This window comes from Duganella guangzhouensis, assembly GCF_009674535.1.
Classification (GTDB): Bacteria; Pseudomonadota; Gammaproteobacteria; order Burkholderiales; family Burkholderiaceae_D; genus Rugamonas; species Rugamonas guangzhouensis.
Window position 1 is genome coordinate 24,374 of record NZ_WKJK01000030.1, and the last position, 19,342, is coordinate 43,715.

A 19,342-nucleotide genomic window follows, 5' to 3' on the forward strand; every position below is an offset into this window, starting at 1 on the left:
AGCGGCCATGCTGAAAAACCTCAGTATCAAGAAAAAACTCGCCAGCGGCTTTGGCGCCATCGTCGTCATCATCATCATCCTGCTGGCTACCGCCTACAACAACTTCACCAAGCTCTCCACCGCCAGCGGCTGGGACCTGCATACGCTGCAGGTACTGTTGGAAGCCAATCAGATCGAAACCGCGGCGGTACAAATCCAGAGTTCGGTGCGCGGCTTTCTGCTCACCGGCGATGAAGCTGTCGCCAGCCAGATCGCCGCCGAGGAAGACAGCTTGCGTCAGCATCTGACCGAAGTCACCCGCCTCACCTCGGACAACCCCAGCCAGCAGGCGCGCCTCAAGCGCCTCAGTGCCTACGCCGACAATTGGCTGACCAAGGTGGTCAATCCGCAGCTGGAAAAGCGCCGCGCCGCCGGCAAGCAAGGCGGCGCCGACGGCCTGGCGGCCGATGTGCTGAACGGCTCGCGCACCATGGCCGAACTGCGGCGCCAGGTCAAGGAAGTCACCGACGACGAGGACCGCCTGCTGGCGCTGCGCGCCAAGACCACCGCCAGCCTGTCGGAATCCATGATGCTGCTGCTGGTCGCCGGCGGCGGCGTGTGCACCTTGCTGGCCCTGCTGATCGGCGCCCTGCTGCTGCAAGCCCTGGGCGGGCCGATCAACCGCCTGGCCGCCGTGGTGGAGCGCATCGCGCACGGCGATCAGGGCGCGCGGGTGGAAATCACCTCGCGCGATGAACTGGGCCAGATGTCGGCCAGCTTCAACCTGATGGCGCAAGCGATCCAGGACAGTCACGCCAAGGAACTGGCGGCCGCCAACCAACTCAGGTCCAAGGTCGATTCGCTGCTGGGGGTGGTGTCGAAGGCCGCCGCCGGCGACCTGACCGGCAAGATCGAGGTGCACGGCGACGACGCCATCGGCCAGCTGGCCGATGGCCTGGACCGCATGTTCGACAATCTGCGCGCGCTGCTGAACGCGGTGCAGCAGGCCGGCATCCAGGTCACCACCTCCGCCACCGAAATCGCCGCCTCGGCCAAGCAGCAGGAAGCCACCGGCGTCGAACAGGCGCAGACCAGCATCGAAATCCTCAGCACCACCAAGGAAATCTCGGCCAACATCACGGAGCTGGTCAGGACCATGGAGGAAGCCACCTCGGTGGCCGACTACACCACCCACGCCACCGCCGATGCCCAGGGCAATCTGAAACGCATGGACGGCACCATGCAGAACATGGTCACCGCCACCGACTCGATCAACGCCAAGCTGGCGGCGCTGTCGGAAAAAGCTAGCAACATCAACAGCGTTCTGATTACAATCACCAAAGTGGCCGACCAGACCAACATCCTGTCGCTGAATGCCGCCATCGAGGCCGAAAAGGCCGGCGAGGCGGGACGCGGCTTCTCCGTGGTCGCCACCGAAATCCGCAGGCTGGCCGACCAAACCTCCGTCTCCACCTGGGACATTGAGCAAATGCTCAAGGAAATGCAGTCCGCCGTCTCCGCCAGCGTGATGGGCATGGACAAATTCTCCGAAGAGATCCGCCGCAGCGTCGGCGAAGTGCGCCAGGTGACCAATCAACTGTCCGGCGTGATGGACCAGGTACAGAAACTGGCGCCCCAATTCGATCAAGTGTTGCAGGGCATGCAGTCGCAGGCCGTGGGCGCGGCCCAGATCAACGAAACCATGATGCAGTTGAATGACGCCACCCAGCAAACCGTGGAGTCGCTGAAATCGACCAGCGAGGCGGTGCACCAGCTGCAGTATGCGGCCGGTGGGCTGCAGAGCAGTGTCGCCACGTTCTCGGTGGCGACCTGAGCCCACAACTTAGGCTGGACATGGGACAATGCCGCGTGCAACCTGGTCCCCGCCAGCCCTGGAGAAGAAATGTTTAAAGACTTGAGCATCAAAACAAAGCTGTACCTGAGTTTTAGCACCATCCTGGCCATCATCCTGGTGCTGCTGACAATCGCCTACAACCGCTTCAGCAGCCTGTCCGAGGCCAACGCGTGGGACCGCCACACAATGGACGTGATCCAGGCCATCGACGTGCTGCGCAACGACTTGCTGCAGGTGCAGGTGGAAGCGCGCGGCTATTATCTGACCGGCAGCCAGGCGCGCCTGGACCGCGCCCACAAGGAGATGGCCGATCTGCCGGAATCCATCGCCGAGCTGCAGAAACTGACCGTCGACAACCCGGTGCAGGTGGAGCGCTTCAAGAAGCTGGAGCAAATGATCGCGGTGTGGCGCGACGACGTCATCACCAGCCAGCTCAAGCTGCGCCAGGAACTGGGCGACAAGCCCGGCGCCGCCGACGCCATGGGCCGCACGCCACAGCTGGCCAATACCTCCGCCTCCGCCATCGGTGAAGTCTACAAATTCATGAACGACGCCACCGCCGAAGAAAAGCGCTTGCTGGCCGAGCGCTCGGCGGCCTCGGAGCGGCTGCAGGAGACCATGCGCATGATCCTGTCCGGCGGTGGCCTGGTATGCGTGGTGCTGTCGCTGGGCGTGGCCTGGCTGCTGGTGCGCTCGCTGCTGGCGCCGTTGAACAACCTGACCCAGGCCGTGCACAAGATCGCCGCCGGCGACCAGTCGGCGCGCGCCGAGGTACTGTCGGCCGATGAACTGGGCGACGTGACCACGGAATTCAACCGCATGGCGCAGGCGATCCAGGACAACCTGGCCGACCAGCTGGCCGCCACCAACACCTTGCGCACCAAGGTCGATTCGCTGCTGGGCGTGGTGTCGAAAGCCGCATCGGGCGACTTGACCGGCAAGATCGAGGTACATGGCGACGACGCCATCGGCAAGCTGGCCAATGGCCTGGACCGCATGTTCGAGAACCTGCGCGCGCTGCTGAACAATGTGCAGAAGGCCGGCATTCAGGTCACCACCTCGGCCACCGAAATCGCCGCCTCGGCCAAGCAGCAGGAAGCCACCGGCATCGAGCAGGCCCAGACCAGTGTGGAGGTGCTGAGCACCACCAAGGAAATCTCGGCCAACACCTCGCAGCTGCTGAAGACCATGGAGGAAGCCACCGCCGTCGCCGATTACACCACCAACGCCACCGCCGATGCGCAGAACAATCTGCGCCGCATGGACAGCACCATGCAGCACATGGTGTCCGCCACCGATTCGATCAACGCCAAGCTGGCGGCGCTGTCGGAGAAAGCCTCCAACATCAACAGCGTGCTGCTGACCATCACCAAGGTGGCCGACCAGACCAACATCCTGTCGCTGAACGCCGCCATCGAAGCCGAGAAGGCCGGCGAGGCGGGCCGCGGCTTCTCGGTGGTGGCGACCGAAATCCGCCGCCTGGCCGACCAGACCTCGGTGTCGACCTGGGACATCGAGCAGATGCTGAAAGAGATGCAGTCCGCCGTTTCCGCCAGCGTGATGGGCATGGACAAATTCTCCGAAGAGATCCGCCGCAGTGTCGGCGAGGTGCGCCAGGTGACCGACCAGCTGTCGGGCGTGATGGACCAGGTGCAGAAACTGGCGCCGCAATTCGACGTGGTGCTGCAGGGGATGCAGTCGCAGGCGGTGGGCGCGGAGCAGATCACCGCCACCATGATGCAGCTGAACGACGCCACCCAGCAGACCGTGGAATCGCTGAAGTCGACCAGCGAGGCGGTGCACCAGCTGCAGTACGCGGCCGGCGACCTGCAGACCAGCGTCGCCAATTTCGCGGTGGCGGTGTAAGCGGAGCGGCCGATGAAACTGCTCATCTTCCACATCGGCGCCGATCGTTACGGCCTGCGCCTGCGCGACGTGGTGCGGGTGCTGCCGCTGCTGGAACTCAAGCAGCTGCCGCTGGCGCCCGCCCCGGTGGCCGGCCTGATGGACTTGCACGGCCAGTCGGTGCCGGTGATCGACTTGTGCCACGCGGCCGGCATTCCCAGCAGCGAAGACCGCTTCGACACCCGCATCATCGTTAGCAATTACGTGACGCCGGAAGGCCGCCAGCACCAGCTTGGCCTGCGCGCCGAGCGCGTGCTGGGGGTGCAGGAAGTGCGCGATGAAGAGCTGACCGACAGCGGCGTGCGGGCCGCGCCCTTCCTCGGCCAGGTGGCCAGCGACAGCCAGGGCGTGCTGCAACTGGTGGAGTTGGAGCAGTTGCTGCCGGCCGAGCTGCGCGCGCTGCTGTTCCAGGACGGCGCGTCATGACACCGGCGCAAAGCCTGCTGCGCAGCGCCACCGGCCTGAATCTGTCCAAGGCGGTGGTGGACCGCGCCATCAAGAACCGCATGGAGCAGACCGGCATCGGCGATGCCGAAACCTATCTGCAGCAGATGCAGCCCGAGGAGCTGACCGCGCTGGTGGAGCTGGTGGTGGTGCCGGAGTCGTGGTTCTACCGCGACCCGCAAGCGTTTTACGCCATGAGCGAATTCCTGCGCGCGCGGCTGGCGGCCGACAGCGGCCGGCTGGCGCGCATCCTCTCGATTCCCTGCGCCGGTGGAGAGGAACCGTACAGCATGGCGATGGTGCTGACCGACGCCGGCATCCCGCCCGACAATTTCATGATCGACGCGTTCGACATCAGCCCGACCTGCGTGGCGCGCGCCAAGAGCGGCATCTACGGCCGCAACGCCTTCCGCGCGCAGGATCTGAGCTTCCGCGAACGCCACTTCAGCAGCGCCGGCGATGGCGATTACCGCATCAACGACAGCATCCGCAAGCAGGTGCGCTTCAAGCAGGGCAACCTGCTGGAGTTCGACCTGAGCGCGCGCTCCGGCTATTACGATGTGGTGTTCTGCCGTAATCTGCTGATCTACTTCGACAAGCCGACCACCAAGGCCGCCATCGCCAAACTGGAAGCGCTGCTGGCCGACGACGGCCAGCTGTTCGCCGGTTATGCCGAGGTGCCCTCGTTCTGCCAACATGGCTTTGCGCCGCTGCAGTACAACCAGGCGTTCGGCCTGCAGAAGGAAGCCGCCGCACCGCACAAGCCACCGCGCGCGGCACGCCCGCCGGCCAAGCAGGTGGCGCCGCGCGCCGTCAAGCCAGCGCCGACTCCAGCTCCGGTCAGCCGCAGCCGCGCCACGCCATCCCGCGTCGCCCCGGCCGCGCGTCCGGCCACCGACGCCACTGCCGGTGCTAACCCCGCGCCAGCGGTCGACCTGCTGGCCGAAGCGCGCCGGCTGGCGGACCTGGGTGACATCAAGGCCGCCGAGCGCCACTGCCGCGATCATCTGGCGCAGCATCCGGAAGCGGCCGAGGCCTACTTCATCCTCGGCCTGCTGAATGAACTGACCAACAAGCCCAAGATGGCCGAAGACTACTGGAAGCGCTGCATCTATCTGCAGCCCGACCACTACGAAGCCCTGTGCCACCTGGCCCTGCTGGCGGAAGCCAACCAGGACGCCAGCGGCGCCGCCGCGCTGAAAGCGCGCGCCGCCCGCATCTACAAACGCCAGCAGGCATCCTAAAGGCGAGCCCACATGAGCACTCTCACCTCCCCCACTGCCGGCATCCGCGACTGCTGGAACGTCATCGGCGTCAATGGCGACCAGAGTTGCGACAAGCTGCAGCAGTACGTCCATTGCCGCAACTGCGAGGTCTATGCCGCCGCCGCGCAACAAAACCTGCAACGCGCGGTCGGCGACAACTACAAGAAAGAATGGGCCGCACACTTCCGCCAGGCCGCCAGCGACGAACAGCAGCAGGACAGTTCCTGCCTGGTGTTCCGCATCGGCCGCGAATGGCTGTCGCTGCCAACCCGCATCTTCGTCTCGGTGGCGCCGATCGCCAGCCCGCACCGGCTGCCGCACCGCAGCGCGCTGGGCCTGAGTGGCATCGTCAATGTCGGCGGCACGCTGTATCCCTGCATGTCGCTGGCCGACCTGCTCGGCGTCGATGCCAGCGAAGGCGAAGCCGCCGCTCACCGCCACACCTTCGCGCGCCTGCTGCTGATGCAGTGGGAAGACCAGGCGTACGCGCTGCCGGTGGCCGACCTGCACGGCATCCTGCGCTATGCCAGCGGCGCTGTGCAGGCGCCGGCCGCCACCATCAACAAGGGCTTGTCGCGCTTTCTGTCCGGCGTCATCACGCATCAAGACATGCGGATCGGCGTACTGGATGAGGCGCTGATCGGCTACCAACTCGCGAGGACGCTGCGATGAGCCAGGATAACAACGGGGATCTGAGCCAGTTTTCCATGCTGGACCTGTTCCGCATGGAGGCCGACAGCCAGACGCAGATTCTGACCGACGGCTTGCTGGCCATGGAGCGTCTGAAGGACGACGCCAGCGCGGTCGAATCGATGATGCGCGCGGCGCACTCGATCAAGGGCGCGGCCGCCATCGTCGGACTGGAGGTGGTGGTGCAGCTGGCGCACGGCATGGAGGACGCCTTCATCGCCGCGCAGCACGGCAAGCTGGCGCTGACGCCGAACCGGGTCGACGTGCTGCTGGCCGGGGTTGATCTGATCCTGCAGCTATCGCGTTTGCAGGACAGCGAGGTGGAAGCCTGGCTGGGTGCCAACGGCGCGCAAATCAAAAAGACCCTGCACGACATCGGCGCCATCGCCTTCCTGCCCGAGCCGGTGCCGCTGGTGCCGCCCGTCATTCCGGCGAACGCCGGAATCCATACGGCGCCTGAGGGCACGCTCAGCATGGATTCCGGCCTCCGCCGGAATGACGGCGAGGCGCCAACGCCCGCCCCCGCGCCAGTGGCCGACGACGCGCACGAACGCCGCGCCGTGGCGCCAATGAAGCACGCGCAAAACTTCGACAAACTGCTGTCGCTGGCCAGCGAATCGCGCATCAACGCGCACCAGATGCATCCCTTCGTGCAGAACCTGCAGCGCTTCAAGCGCAACCAGAGCAGCCTGTTCTCGCTGATCGAACAACTGCACGAAGCCATCTCCAACAGCAACGACGCCGCACTGAAAGAGAAATCCCTGCTGGCGCTGCAGAAGACCCATCCGCTCAAGCAGTTCGTACTGGAACACATCGCCGACATCGAAGCCTACGAGCGCCGCCTGCTGGGCGTCTCGCAAAGCATGGTGGACGAAGTGCTGACCATGCGCATGCGTCCCTTCCGCGACGGCGTGCAGCACTTCCCGCGCATGGTGCGCGACCTGTCGCGCAGCCTGGGCAAGGACGTGCAGTTGCAGATCGTCGGCGAAGACACGCTGGTCGATCGCGACATCCTGGCCAAGATCGAAAGCCCGCTCAATCACATGCTGCGCAACGCCATCGACCACGGCATGGACAGCGCCGCCGACCGCATCGCCGCCGGCAAGCCGGGTGCCGGCACCATCGTGCTGGAAGCGCGTCACCGCGCCGGCATGCTGAGCATCGAAATCAGCGACGACGGCAAAGGCGTGAATCTGGAAAAAATCCGCGCCCGCGTGATCGAACGCAAGATGGCGCCAGCGCAGATGGCGGCTTCGATGTCGCCGGCCGAGCTGATGGAATTCCTGTTCCTGCCCGCCTTCAGCCTGAAGGAAAACATCACCGAAATCTCCGGTCGCGGCGTCGGCCTGGACATCGTGCACGAAACCATACGCTCGCAGAACGGCACGGTGCGCATCGAATCGGAACTGGGGGTCGGCTTCCGCACCTACATCACACTGCCGCTGACGCAATCGATCGTGCGCGCGCTGGTAGTGGACGTCAAGGGCGAAGCCTACGCGGTGCCGATCGTGCAGGTGGAACGCGTGCTCAAGGTAGCGCAAAGCGCCATCCACACGCTGGAAAACAAACAGTTCTTCGACTTCGGCGGCGAGCATATCGGCCTGGTGTCGGCCTCGCAGGTGCTGGAACTGGGCGACACCGAAGCCGGTAGCGGCGAACTGGCGGTAGTGGTGGTCGGCAGCGGCACCCGCCGCTACGGCCTGGTGGCGGACGCCATTCGCGGCGAACAAAGCCTGGCGGTGCAGGCCATCGATCCGATCTTTGGCAAAATGCGCGACATCTCGGCCGCCGCGCTGCTGGATAACGGCGAGCCGGTGCTGATTCTCGACGTGCCGGACCTGCTGCTGTCGATCGACAAACTGCTGCACGAGGGCGGCCTGCACCAGCTGGCCAAGTCCGACGCCGCCGAACGCCGCCGCACCAAGCGCATTCTGGTGGTGGACGACTCGCTGACCGTGCGCGAGATGGAGCGCAAACTGCTGCTTAGCCGCGGCTTCCTGGTCGATATCGCGATCGACGGCATCGACGGCTGGAACGTGGTGCGCAGCGGCGAATACGATCTGGTGATCACCGACGTCGACATGCCGCGCATGGACGGTATCGAACTGGTAACGCTAATTAAAAAAGATATACACCTGCATAAACTTCCTGTCATGATAGTCTCATACAAAGATCGGCCGGAAGACCGCGCACGCGGGCTATCGGCCGGCGCCGACTATTACCTGACCAAGGGCAGCTTCCACGACGAGACGCTGCTGGATGCAGTCAGTGACTTGATTGGGGAAGCACGTAGATGAAAATCGCCATCGCCAACGATGTCGCCATGGCAGCCGAAGCGCTGCGACGCGTGGTCGCCAGCACCGCTGAACACCAGGTGCTGTGGATCGCCCGCACCGGCGCCGAGGCGGTGCGGATGGCGGCGGATAACCGTCCCGACCTGATTCTGATGGACTTGAACATGCCGGAGCTGGACGGGGTTGAAGCCACGCGCCAGATCATGGAGCACAGCCCGTGCGCCATTCTGGTGGTGACCGGCCGGCCGCAGGACAACGTCAACCAGGTGTTCCGCGCGCTCGGCGCCGGCGCGCTGGACGTGACGGCCACGCCGGTGCTGCAAGGCCAACCAGGCGGCGACGCCGAGTTGCTGGCCAAGATCCGCACCATGGACAAGCTGATACGCCACAGCGGCGGCAGCCAGGCCATGTCGCCGCGCAGCGCGGCCGGCAACGGCAATGGCCACGGCGGCGCCGAGGCGGAGAGCGAAAAGGTCACCTCCCTGCTGGCGATCGGCGCTTCCACCGGCGGCCCGGTGGCGGTGTCGAAAATGCTGGCCGGCTGGAAGGCGCCGCGCGGCTGCGCCATCGTGGTGGTACAGCACATCGACCAGCATTTCGCCGACAATTTCGCGCGCTGGCTGGGCGAGCAGCTGGAGATGCCGGTGCGCGCCGCCGAGGAAGGCGACGAGCTGGTGGCCGGCACGGTCCTCATCGCCAAGAGTAACGACCACCTGACGCTGGATCAAAACCTGCGCTTGCGTTACGATAGCCACCCGAAGGACTATGCCTACCGGCCGTCGGTGGACGTGTTCTTCCACTGTGTGGCCCAGCACTGGAAAGGCGAAACGGTGGGGGTGCTGTTGACCGGCATGGGCCGCGACGGCGCCGACGGCTTGCTGGCGATGCGCCGCGCCGGCCAGACCACCATCGCCCAGGACCAGGCCAGCAGCGCGGTGTACGGCATGCCGCGCGCCGCAGCGGAACTGGACGCGGCGCAGATGATTTTACCGCTGACGAAAATCGGCCCGATCCTGCGCAGCACGCTGGGCGGGCGTAGCTAACAACTGAAAGAATCCTGATGTCCGAAGCACAAGCAATCGCACTCGATCAAGAACCGGCCCTGACCCACTTCAAAGTCCGCGTGCTGCTGGTGGATGACCAGTTGATCATCGTCGAGGCGGTGCGGCGCATGCTGAGCGACCAGCCGGACATCGAATTCCATTACGTGACCGATTCCACCAAATCGCTGGAAACCGCGCTGCAGCTGCAGCCCACCGTGATCCTGCAGGATCTGGTGATGCCGACCATCGACGGCTTTGGCCAGATCACCCAGTACCGCAACGAGGAAGGTCTGCGCCACGTGCCGGTGATCGTACTGTCGGCCAAAGAAGATCCCAAACTGAAGGCGCACAGCTTCTCCACCGGCGCCAACGACTACATGGTCAAGCTGCCGGACAAGCTGGAACTGCTGGCGCGGGTGCGCTATCACTCGGGCGCCCACATCAGCCGCCTGCAGCGCGACCAGGCGTTCCGCTTCCTGCGCGAGAGCCAGAAACAGCTGGCCGACGCCAACATCGAACTGCAAAAGCTGGCCGCGCTGGACGGCCTGACCGGCATCGCCAACCGCCGCCGCTTCGACGACACCATGCGTATCGAATGGCAGCGCGGCCAGCGCGACAAAAAGCCGTTGACGCTGCTGCTGTGCGATGTCGACTTCTTCAAATTGTATAACGACAGCTTCGGCCACCTGGCGGGCGACTTGTGCCTGAAAAAAGTGGCGGCTGTCCTGACCGAACACCTCAAGCGACCGGCCGACCTGGCCGCGCGCTACGGCGGCGAGGAATTCGCCATTATCCTGCCGGAGACACCACTGACTGGAGCCATGATCGTGGCCGAGTCGTGCCGCCGCCATCTGGAGCAGCTCGCGATTGAAAATCCGCAGGCGACCACGGAACTGTCTTGCCTGACCATGTCGATCGGCGTGGCCAGCCTGGTGCCGTCGCCGGCGTCCTCGATCGAAGAGCTGATCCAGCAAGCCGACCAGGCGCTGTACGCCGCCAAGCACGCGGGCCGCAACCGCGTGCTGAGCGCCGACCAGCTGCCCGGTTAATTCACCGCATAATCAAAGAAAGAGCAGCATGAGCACCCAAATCGATCAAGTCAGCGTCGTCAAGAAAGCCAATATCTACTTCGACGGCAAATGCGTGTCGCACACCGTGATCCTGGCCGACGGCACCAAGAAGAGCGTCGGCGTCATCTTCCCTTCCAGCCTGGTGTTCAACACCGGCGCGCCGGAAATCATGGAAATCGTCGGCGGCTCCTGCAAGGTGCGCCTGGATGGCGCCAGCGAATGGAACACCTACGGCGCCGGCCAGGAATTCAAGGTACCGGGCAACAGCAAGTTCGACATCGAAACGGTAGAAACCCTCGAATACGTTTGCCACTTCGGCTAAACTGGAAAGCAGACCAAGGTCTGCTTTTTTTACGACTATGAACACGATACCTGCACAAACACTGTTGGCCATCATCGCGGCCCAGGTCCAGCTGGTGGGCCTGGGGAATAACCTGAGCGCGGTGATGGACGCCGCCTCCGCCAAGGCGGTCGAGCTGACCGGCGCCGACGGCGCCGTGGTCGAGCTGCTGGAGGACGACGCCATCGTCTACCGCTCCGCCAGCGGCCTGGCCGAAGCGCAGCTAGGCTTGCGCATGCCGGTGGCGAACAGCCTGTCGGGCCGCGTGCTCACCAGCCGCGAGGCCGCGCTGTGCACCGACAGCGAAACCGATGACCGTGTCAACCGCGAAGCCTGCCGCAAGGTCGGGCTGCGGGCGATGGTGATCGTGCCGCTGATCGCCAACGACGAGGCGGTGGCGGTGATGAAGCTGGTGTGGAAGGAGCCGCGCGCCTTCCATCAGAATGAGGCCGAGATAGCCCAGCTGCTGGCCGACATGACGGCGATGCTGATGCAGCGCGCCACCCAGGAAGGCCCGAACGTGCTGCGCGAGCGCCTGACCATGGACGAAGCCAGCGGCACCGCCAACCGCTCCTTCTTCTACGAACAGCTGCAAGCCAAGCTGGCGGCGGCGCACGGCGGCGGGACGCAACTTGGAGTGGCGGTGATCCGCATTCACGGCATTGAAGCGCTGCCGGAAGCGCTGGCCGATATCTCGCGCCGCATCGAACGCGAATGCCGGCCGGGTGATCTGGTGGCGCGCATCGGTCACGACGAATTTGCCGTGATCCTCAACATGGCGTCACGCCGCTCCATCGTCACCAGCCAGCTGCATCGTATCAGCCTGTCGGTGACCGGTGAATCGCTGCCCGGCATCAGCGACGCCGCGCTGCGCGCCGCCTGCCATACCGGCAGCTCGCTGTATCCGGAGGACGCCCGCAGCGCGATTGAACTGGTGCAGGCGGCGCGCCCTTAAACGAACACCGGCTCCGGTTCCAGCAGCACGCCATAGCGCGCCTGCACGTCGGCCTGGATCGCCCGGGCCAGCGTCACCACATCGGCGCCGCTGGCGCCGCCGTTATTCACCAGCACCAGCGCCTGTTTCGGATAGACGCCGGCCGCGCCCAGGCTCTTGCCCTTCCAGCCGCATTGATCGATCAGCCAGCCGGCGGCCAGCTTCTCGCTGCCATCGGGTTGCGCGTGGTGCACCAGGTTGGGGAAACGCTCCAGCAGCGCCGCGCATTGCGCGCCCGCCACCACCGGATTTTTGAAGAAGCTGCCGGCATTGCCGATCTGCGCCGGGTCGGGCAGCTTGCGGCGGCGGATCGCAATCACCGCGTCGGCCACCTGCTGTGCGCTCGGCGCGTCCTGCATGCCGGGCTCGTTGGCCAGTTCGGCGTAACGCAGATTCGGCTGCCACTGCTTGGGCAGCGCGAAGGTCACATCCAGAATGATCAGCTGACGGCCCTCGTGCTTGAATACGCTGTCGCGATAGCCGAAGCGGCACGCCGCCGCATCCATCACGCGGGTTTCGCCGCTGGCCGGATCAAACACCGTCACGCTGTGGAACACATCCTTGATTTCGAGTCCGTAGGCGCCGATATTCTGGATCGGCGCCGCCCCCACCGTGCCCGGAATCAGCGACAGATTTTCCAATCCGCCCAATCCCTGCGCCAGCGTCCACTGCACGAAGGCGTGCCAGTTTTCGCCGGCTGCGGCGCGCACAAAATGGTGCCGCTCATCGCCGCCGATCAGCTCTTTGCCCTCCAGCCCGATGTGCAACACCAGGCCGTCGAAATCGCCGGTCAGCAGCACATTGCTGCCGCCGCCCAGAATCAGCTTCGGCAAAGTAGCCCAAGCGCCATCAGCATAAACGCCGAGCAATTGCTCTTTTTTCGTCACGTGCAAATACGCGCGTGCGGTCGCGGCGATGCCGAAGGTGTTGAGTGATTGCAGAGAAAATTGATATAGAACAGAAGTCGATGCGGGCATGAGGCAAATAACCAAGAAATTTGATCGATTATAGAGCTAAACAAGCAAAAAACCAGCGCCGATATGGCTGCGAACGGCGCGATGTCCGTTAAAATGTCAGACTTTGATGCAGCAAGATAAAGGAAATAGTTATGCCCTCGTTTGATGTAGTTTTGGAAGCCGACATGATCGAAGTGAAGAATGCCGTTGAGCAATCCCAAAAGGAGATCGCCACGCGCTTTGACTTCAAGGGCACCGGCGCCGCCGTCGAACAGAAAGAGCGCGAACTGACCGTCACTGCGGATTCCGATTTCCAACTGCAACAAGTGCGCGATGTGCTGACCAACAAGCTGGCCAAGCGCAAGGTCGATGTGCGCTTCTTGGAAGATGGCGACATCAAGAAGATCGGCGGCGACAAGGTGCGCCAGGTCATCAAGGTCAAGAACGGCATCGAAACCGACGACGCCAAGAAAATCGTCAAGGTCCTCAAGGACAGCAAAATGAAGGTGCAAGCCTCGATCCAGGGCGAATCGGTGCGCGTCACCGGTGGCAAGCGCGACGATCTGCAGGCGGCGATCGCCATGCTGCGCAAGGATGTCACCGACCTGCCGCTGGAATTCAACAACTTCCGCGACTAATCCCCGCCCGCGCGCGTACCGCCCGAGGGGGCGGCCGCGCCGTCACATAGCTGTAGTACACATGGAGTAGAATAAATCGGAGCCCCGATCATGCGTACTGCCGCGCGACCGCATTTAACCTCGGTAGTCTAAGGATAGCAATGAAACGTGTTGATGATTTCCGCCTGCGATTTGGCAATGAAGAGTATGTGCCCATCATGATCGGCGGAATGGGCGTCGATATTTCGACGTCCGAACTGGCACTGGAAGCGGCCCGCCTGGGCGGTATCGGCCATATCTCCGATGCCATGGTGGAAGACGTGTCGGACCGTAAGTTCGATACCAGCTTCGTCAAGGACAAAACCAAGCTCTACAAGCACAACATCAACAACATGGACAAGTCCATGGTGCAGTTCGACCTGGAGCGCCTGGCGCAGGCGCAGCGTCTGCACATCGGCAAGACCATGGAGCAGAAGCAAGGCCCGGGCCTGATCTTCGTCAACTGCATGGAAAAGCTGACCATGAACGGTCCGCGCGAAACCCTGCGCACCCGCCTCAACGCGGCGCTGGACGCCGGCATTGACGGCATCACGCTGTCGGCCGGCCTGCACTTCGGTTCGTTCGCGCTGATGGCCGACCACCCGCGCTTCCGTGAAGCCAAGCTGGGCATCATCGTGTCGTCGGTGCGCGCGCTGCAGATCTTCCTGCGCAAGAACGCCAAGCTGAACCGTCTGCCGGATTATGTGATCGTTGAAGGCCCGCTGGCCGGTGGTCACCTGGGCTTTGGCCTGGAAGACTGGAAAAACTACGACCTGATGACCATCACCAAGGAATTGCTGGCCTACTTCAAGGAAGAGAAGCTGGACATTCCGCTGATCGCCGCTGGCGGCATCTTCACCGGTTCGGACGCGGTCAGCTTCCTGGAAGCCGGCGCGGCTGGCGTGCAGGTCGCGACCCGCTTCACCGTCACCAAGGAATGCGGTCTGCCGGACAAGGTCAAGCAGGAGTACTTCAAGGCCTCGGAAGAGGACATCATCGTCAACGGCGTGTCGCCGACCGGCTATCCGATGCGCATGCTGAAGAACACGCCGGCGATCGGCTCCGGCATCCGTCCGGGCTGCGAATCGTATGGCTATCTGCTCGACGCGACCGGCAACTGCGCCTACATCAACTCGTACAACCGCGAAGTGACCGCGCATCCGGAACTGAAGAATGTGGTGGTGATGGACAAGACCTGCCTGTGCACCCACATGCGCAACTTCAACTGCTGGACCTGCGGCCATTACACTTACAAGCTGAAAGACACGTCGTTCAAAAAGCCGGACGGCGAGTACCAGATGCTGAGCGCGGAGCATGTGTTCAAGGACTATCAGTTCAGTACTGATAATCAAATAGCCATGCCTGAAAAAGAGTTCTAAATACTTGAACGGCGCCTGAGGCGCCGTTCTTATTTGGGTCAGCCGTCCTGGTTAATTCGGTGGATCAGCGCCCCTAGTACCTCTTCCGCCAGCTCATTATCGACCTGGCAGGTGCCGGCATTCTCGTGGCCGCCGCCGCCATATTCCAGCATCAGCGCGCCGATATTGGTTTTTGAGCTGCGGTTCAAAATCGATTTACCGGTGGCGAACACCGTGTTCTGATTCTTCAAGCCCCACAGCACGTGGATCGAGATATTCGTCTGCGGGAACAGCGCGTAGACGATGAAGCGGTTGCCGGCAAAGATAATCTCTTCATTACGCAAATCCAGCACCACCAGATTCTTGTGCACGGTGGCGCTGCGACGGATTTGCTCCTTGCATTTTTCGGCGTGCTCGAAATACAGCTCCTTGCGCTCCTTCACGTCCGGCAACTGCATGATTTCATCGATCGTGTGGTTCTTGCAGTAGTCGATCAGATCCATCATCAGGTTGTAGTTGGAGATGCGGAACTCGCGGAAGCGGCCCAGGCCGGTACGCGCATCCATCAGGAAGTTCAACAGATCCCAGCCTTCCGGATTCAATACTTCCTGCTCGTTGAAGCGCGCCGCGTCGCCCTTGTCGACCGCCGCCATCATGTCGTTCCACGCCGACGGGAAGGCCTTGAGGCCACCGTAATAGTCATACACCACGCGCGCCGCCGACGGCGCTTCCGGATGGATGATATGGTTCTGGCGCTCGCCGGTGTTGCGGATGGTTTCGGACAGGTGGTGGTCGAAGGCGATGTGCACGCCTGCGACGTAAGGCAGATTGGTCGTGATGTCGTTATCGCTGATGGCGATTTTGCCGTCCTGCATATCCTTGGGGTGGACGAACAGGATTTCATCGATCAAATCCAGGTGCTTCAACAGTACCGCGCAAACCAGACCATCGAAATCACTGCGCGTTACCAAACGATATTTTTTTGACATGTATGCACCCTTAAGTGGTTGAACAACGCAACGACCAATGATACACACAAAAAAATACCAACAGCATTCAACTGTTGGTATTTCTTCTCAGATAGCCAGGCGGCGCTGACCGTAACACAGCAGTGCCAACAGCCAGAATATGCCCGGCACAATCAGCGCCACCGCGCCCGCCTCATCCAGCCAGGACAAGGCTTCAAACTCGCCCAATCCGGCCCGCGCCGACACCCAGGCCAGCGCCAGCACCGCCGCCGCAACCGACAGCAAACGCCGCAGCCAGCCGTACAGCTCGCCGCGCAGATGGCCCAGCATCAACAGCGGCGGCAGTACGATCAGCAAGCCCGCCAACTGCGCCAGCTCGATGCCGATATTGAACGCCAACAGCGCCTGCGCATGCTGCGCTATCGTCAGGCCGGCGCCGGACAGGCTGGCCGAAAACGCCATGCCGTGGATCAGGCCGAACGCCAGCGCCATCCACGCTTCGGCATTGGCAAACAGCGGCCGCCAGGCGTGCAGCGCGGCGATCGCGATGGTCACCGCCACCGCCACTTCCACCGGCTGCGACGGCACCACCAGCAAGCCGGTACTACCGAGCACCAGCGTGATGGTGTGGCCGATGGTGAAGCAGGTAATCACCAGCGCGGTATGACGCAACGCCGGCTTCAGCGGACGCAGCGTACTCCAGCGCTTGCCCTGCGCCGCCAGTGGCGCCACCAGCAACAGCATCAGCAGGAACAGCAGATGGTCGGTGCCTTCCGCGATATGCTCGGCACCGCCCCACAACAAAGCACGCACGCTGGCGAACGCCGGCGCGGCTTGCAGCGTGATCGGCAGCGTGTTCTGACCATAGCGCAGCTCGCCCAACAACAGCGGTGGCTGGCCGGCGTAACCGCCATGCCAGTCGTTACGCAGAAACACCAGCGCGCGGTGCGTGCGCACCTCGTGGTTGATGACGTCGTACAGCAGCGTCGGCGAACGGACATCGGCGTCGGTTGGCGCATGCAGTTCGAACACCGCCTCCAGCTCGGCCGACGAATCGTTGCCGACCACCTTCAGCGTCGGCCGCAGCACTTGCCAGCCGATGCCGTCGCTGCGCGCGCCGACGTGTTGCAGCAAGTAGGCCGACAAGGCGTCGGCATACCGTGGCAACACCTGGGCCGGCTGCTCGGACAACGGCTGGCCGAAAGCAAACTCCAGCCGGTTCAGCGGCAATTGCAGCGTCAGGTTCATGCCGGCGGGCGTGGTATCTATCCACACCCGGGTTTCCGGCATCGGATGGGCCAGCGCGAGGCCGGCCCAGCACCACAGCAGGCAGGCGATCAACGCCTGCCATGGCTGCCAGCGCTTAGAGACACTTGCCGCCGTAATCGCCATACTTGTCACGCCAGATGGTGTGGTAGTGGATATCGCTGCTGAAGATCACGCCTTTCTGCACCGAGAATTCAATCCACAGACGCGGACCTTCGATACGGAAGTAGTTGCCGTTGGCGGTTACCGTGCCGGTGCCGGTGTACGCCACATAGGTCGAGGCCAGCGCGGTGCTGCTCAGGTAAGCGCTCAGCAGGTCGTCGTTGTACTCGGTGGCCTGGGTGGCAACGTAGGCTTTGATCGCAGTCTGCACCAGTGCCTGGTCGGTGGTCGACAGGCTGGTGTACAGCAGGCCGTGATCGGTTACGGTGGAATAGCTGCGCGGGCAAGTGCCGTCGATGCTGCCGGAACCATTGGCGCCGAACAGAATGTCGGCGTAAGTGCCGCTCAGCTTGGCGCCGCTGTACGACAGCAGGGCCGCGCCCAGGTTGGAGAACGCGGTACGCTGGGCCAGCATCGGATCATAGGTCACGCTGCTCTGAGTGAACGAGCCCTTCGGTTCAACGCCCAGGAACAGCGGAGTTGGCGATTTGTAGGTGCCATTCAGTGCAATGTTGTAGGTCAGGTGGTGGCCAGTCAACTGCAGCATCCAGAAACCGGTGGTGGATGGCGAGCCGACGAAGGCGATGTAGTAATTGCCGTTACCGTAGGAGCTGCCGCCGCCGTTGGCGTTCAGGTAGTCGTCGGCTGCTTGCAGACCTTGCCACAGCGTGACACCTGTACTGCTCAGCGCGGTGCTGATCATGCTGGTGGCGGCGGTTTGCTGTGCCGTGCTCAACGCGCCCCAGCTGACGCCGTTACGCGCCACCATGGCAGCCGGCAGGTTTGACCATTTACGCGCGGTGGCCAGATCCCAGGTCTTGACGATGGTCGACTGCTGGGTGGTGCTCAGCGTGTTGTAGAAGGTCATCGCCGCCGTATAGACGCTGGCGCTCAAGGCCGAATCGGCGGTAGTGGTGCTGCTGACGGTCAGCGTGACGGTCGAGCTGGTTACTGAACCGGCGCTATTGGTGACCACCACATCAAAGCTGCCGGCGTCGGTCGCGGCGACCGGGCTGATGGTATAGCTGGTGCCGGTGGCGCCGGAAATCGCCACGCCGGATTTGCGCCACTGATAGGTCAGCGAATTACCGGTGGCCACCACGGTGAATGTGGCATCGCCGCCCACTGCGGCCGAGATTGACGTCGGTTGGGTGGAGATCACCGGCAAACCGTCGGCACTGGACACGGTCAGCGTTGCCGCCGAGCTGGTCACGCTGCCGGCGCTGTTGCTGACCACGACATCATAGCTGCCGGCATCGCTGGTGGCGGTGCTGGAGATGCTGTACGCCGCCGAAGTGGCATCGTTGATCGCGGTGCCGTCCTTGCGCCACTGATAAGTCAGGGTCGCGGTGCCGGTGGCGACCACCGAGAACGAGGCTGTGGAGCCTGCGGTAACGCTGACCGAAGTCGGCTGCGTTGTAATGCTCGGCGCGGTGGCCGAAGTAGTGGTGGTTGACGTGCTGCTGGAGCTGGAGTCGGAGCTACCGCCTCCGCAGGCAGCCAGTAACGCTGCGAACAACAGCGTCAGGATGGCAAAAAAACGATTGAACAAGATAATTCCCCATGAACATAGATTGTTTTGTAATTCTATGTTTCAACATCGTAAAGATACGAAAACAAGGGGTAAAAGAGCGTAAAAGCAAAAAACAAGCAAAAAAGCCCGCCGGTCTGGGACCTGGCGGGCTTCTTCTAATAACTAGCTTGACGATAACCTACTTTCACACTGGTTGCAGCACTATCATCGGCGCAGAGTCATTTCACGGTCCTGTTCGGGATGGGAAGGGGTGGGACTGACTTGCTATGGTCATCAAGCTTTGACTTGTATGCTGCGCAGCCATCGGCTGCGCAGCGAATCTGGGAGAAGTAAAGGTGAGCGCACTGCGCGAACGCAGCGTGCGTCGTCCCGGCGAAAGCCGGGATCCAATTTAACTTAGGGTGAACTCATCATTGAGTAAATGCGTATAACCGTCAAGGTTATAGGGACAAGCCGTACGGGCAATTAGTATCAGTTAGCTTAATGCATTACTGCACTTCCACACCTGACCTATCAACGTCCTGGTCTCGAACGACCCTTCAAAGAGCTCAAGGCTCTGGGAA

General features: G+C 62.9%; 16 protein-coding genes and 2 rRNA genes. 12 read left to right on the forward strand and 6 right to left on the reverse strand.

The features are described from left to right. The first annotated feature begins 7 nt into the window (after positions 1 to 7). The 10 genes from GJ699_RS31725 (at position 8) to GJ699_RS31770 (ending at position 11,840) form a co-directional block, all read left to right on the forward strand. Positions 8 to 1,813 (forward strand): methyl-accepting chemotaxis protein, encoded by a 1,806-nt coding sequence (locus tag GJ699_RS31725; protein ID WP_154383424.1) that lies wholly within the window; start codon positions 8 to 10, stop codon positions 1,811 to 1,813. 69 nt (positions 1,814 to 1,882) lie between these two features. Further along, positions 1,883 to 3,700, forward strand: a complete 1,818-nt coding sequence (locus GJ699_RS31730) for a methyl-accepting chemotaxis protein (RefSeq protein WP_154383425.1) — start codon at positions 1,883 to 1,885, stop codon at positions 3,698 to 3,700. A gap of 12 nt (positions 3,701 to 3,712) precedes the next feature. Beyond that, the gene (locus tag GJ699_RS31735) at positions 3,713 to 4,165 is read left to right on the forward strand and encodes a chemotaxis protein CheW (protein ID WP_154383426.1); all 453 of its coding nucleotides are present in this window, start codon (positions 3,713 to 3,715) and stop codon (positions 4,163 to 4,165) included. After that, a complete protein-coding gene (locus GJ699_RS31740) occupies positions 4,162 to 5,427 on the forward strand; it encodes a CheR family methyltransferase (protein WP_154383427.1) in 1,266 nt (421 codons plus the stop codon). Before GJ699_RS31735 ends, GJ699_RS31740 begins: the two co-directional genes overlap by 4 nt. Positions 5,428 to 5,439: 12 nt before the next feature. Next, positions 5,440 to 6,120, forward strand: a complete 681-nt coding sequence (locus GJ699_RS31745) for a chemotaxis protein CheW (RefSeq protein ID WP_154383428.1) — start codon at positions 5,440 to 5,442, stop codon at positions 6,118 to 6,120. Beyond that, on the forward strand, positions 6,117 to 8,435 hold the full coding sequence (locus tag GJ699_RS31750) for a hybrid sensor histidine kinase/response regulator (protein WP_154383429.1): 2,319 nt from the start codon (positions 6,117 to 6,119) through the stop codon (positions 8,433 to 8,435). The genes GJ699_RS31745 and GJ699_RS31750 overlap by 4 nt, the downstream gene beginning before the upstream one ends. Then, positions 8,432 to 9,475, forward strand: a complete 1,044-nt coding sequence (gene cheB, locus GJ699_RS31755; protein WP_154383430.1) for a chemotaxis-specific protein-glutamate methyltransferase CheB — start codon at positions 8,432 to 8,434, stop codon at positions 9,473 to 9,475. The genes GJ699_RS31750 and cheB overlap by 4 nt, the downstream gene beginning before the upstream one ends. Positions 9,476 to 9,492: 17 nt before the next feature. Next, positions 9,493 to 10,524, forward strand: coding sequence for a diguanylate cyclase (locus GJ699_RS31760; RefSeq protein ID WP_154383431.1), 1,032 nt, complete (start codon positions 9,493 to 9,495; stop codon positions 10,522 to 10,524). Between the two features lie 28 nt (positions 10,525 to 10,552). Then, positions 10,553 to 10,867 carry a pyrimidine/purine nucleoside phosphorylase gene (gene ppnP / locus GJ699_RS31765; protein ID WP_154383432.1) on the forward strand — a complete coding sequence of 105 codons (315 nt, stop codon included), beginning with the start codon at positions 10,553 to 10,555 and terminating at the stop codon, positions 10,865 to 10,867. Positions 10,868 to 10,904: 37 nt separating this feature from the next. After that, the gene (locus GJ699_RS31770; protein ID WP_154383433.1) at positions 10,905 to 11,840 is read left to right on the forward strand and encodes a sensor domain-containing diguanylate cyclase; all 936 of its coding nucleotides are present in this window, start codon (positions 10,905 to 10,907) and stop codon (positions 11,838 to 11,840) included. On the opposite strand, the gene murB is transcribed toward GJ699_RS31770, so the two are convergent. Continuing rightward, on the reverse strand, positions 11,837 to 12,856 hold the full coding sequence (murB, locus tag GJ699_RS31775) for a UDP-N-acetylmuramate dehydrogenase (RefSeq protein ID WP_154383434.1): 1,020 nt from the start codon (positions 12,854 to 12,856) through the stop codon (positions 11,837 to 11,839). The genes GJ699_RS31770 and murB overlap by 4 nt on opposite strands. A gap of 131 nt (positions 12,857 to 12,987) precedes the next feature. On the opposite strand from murB, the gene GJ699_RS31780 reads away from it, so the two are divergent. After that, positions 12,988 to 13,473, forward strand: coding sequence for a YajQ family cyclic di-GMP-binding protein (locus tag GJ699_RS31780; RefSeq protein ID WP_154383435.1), 486 nt, complete (start codon positions 12,988 to 12,990; stop codon positions 13,471 to 13,473). Positions 13,474 to 13,613: 140 nt separating this feature from the next. Further along, positions 13,614 to 14,870, forward strand: a complete 1,257-nt coding sequence (locus GJ699_RS31785) for a nitronate monooxygenase (RefSeq protein ID WP_154383436.1) — start codon at positions 13,614 to 13,616, stop codon at positions 14,868 to 14,870. A gap of 38 nt (positions 14,871 to 14,908) precedes the next feature. On the opposite strand, the gene GJ699_RS31790 is transcribed toward GJ699_RS31785, so the two are convergent. The 5 genes from GJ699_RS31790 to GJ699_RS31810 form a co-directional block, all read right to left on the reverse strand. Next, on the reverse strand, positions 14,909 to 15,838 hold the full coding sequence (locus GJ699_RS31790) for a DHH family phosphoesterase (RefSeq protein WP_154383437.1): 930 nt from the start codon (positions 15,836 to 15,838) through the stop codon (positions 14,909 to 14,911). A gap of 87 nt (positions 15,839 to 15,925) precedes the next feature. Next, positions 15,926 to 17,209 carry a HupE/UreJ family protein gene (locus GJ699_RS31795; RefSeq protein WP_154383438.1) on the reverse strand — a complete coding sequence of 428 codons (1,284 nt, stop codon included), beginning with the start codon at positions 17,207 to 17,209 and terminating at the stop codon, positions 15,926 to 15,928. Then, positions 17,181 to 18,797 carry a DUF3500 domain-containing protein gene (locus GJ699_RS31800; RefSeq protein WP_195763697.1) on the reverse strand — a complete coding sequence of 539 codons (1,617 nt, stop codon included), beginning with the start codon at positions 18,795 to 18,797 and terminating at the stop codon, positions 17,181 to 17,183. Before GJ699_RS31800 ends, GJ699_RS31795 begins: the two co-directional genes overlap by 29 nt. Before the next feature lie 147 nt (positions 18,798 to 18,944). Continuing rightward, a 5S ribosomal RNA gene (gene rrf / locus GJ699_RS31805) occupies positions 18,945 to 19,057 on the reverse strand. Between the two features lie 166 nt (positions 19,058 to 19,223). Continuing rightward, positions 19,224 to 19,342, reverse strand: a 23S ribosomal RNA gene (locus GJ699_RS31810); the annotation flags it as partial.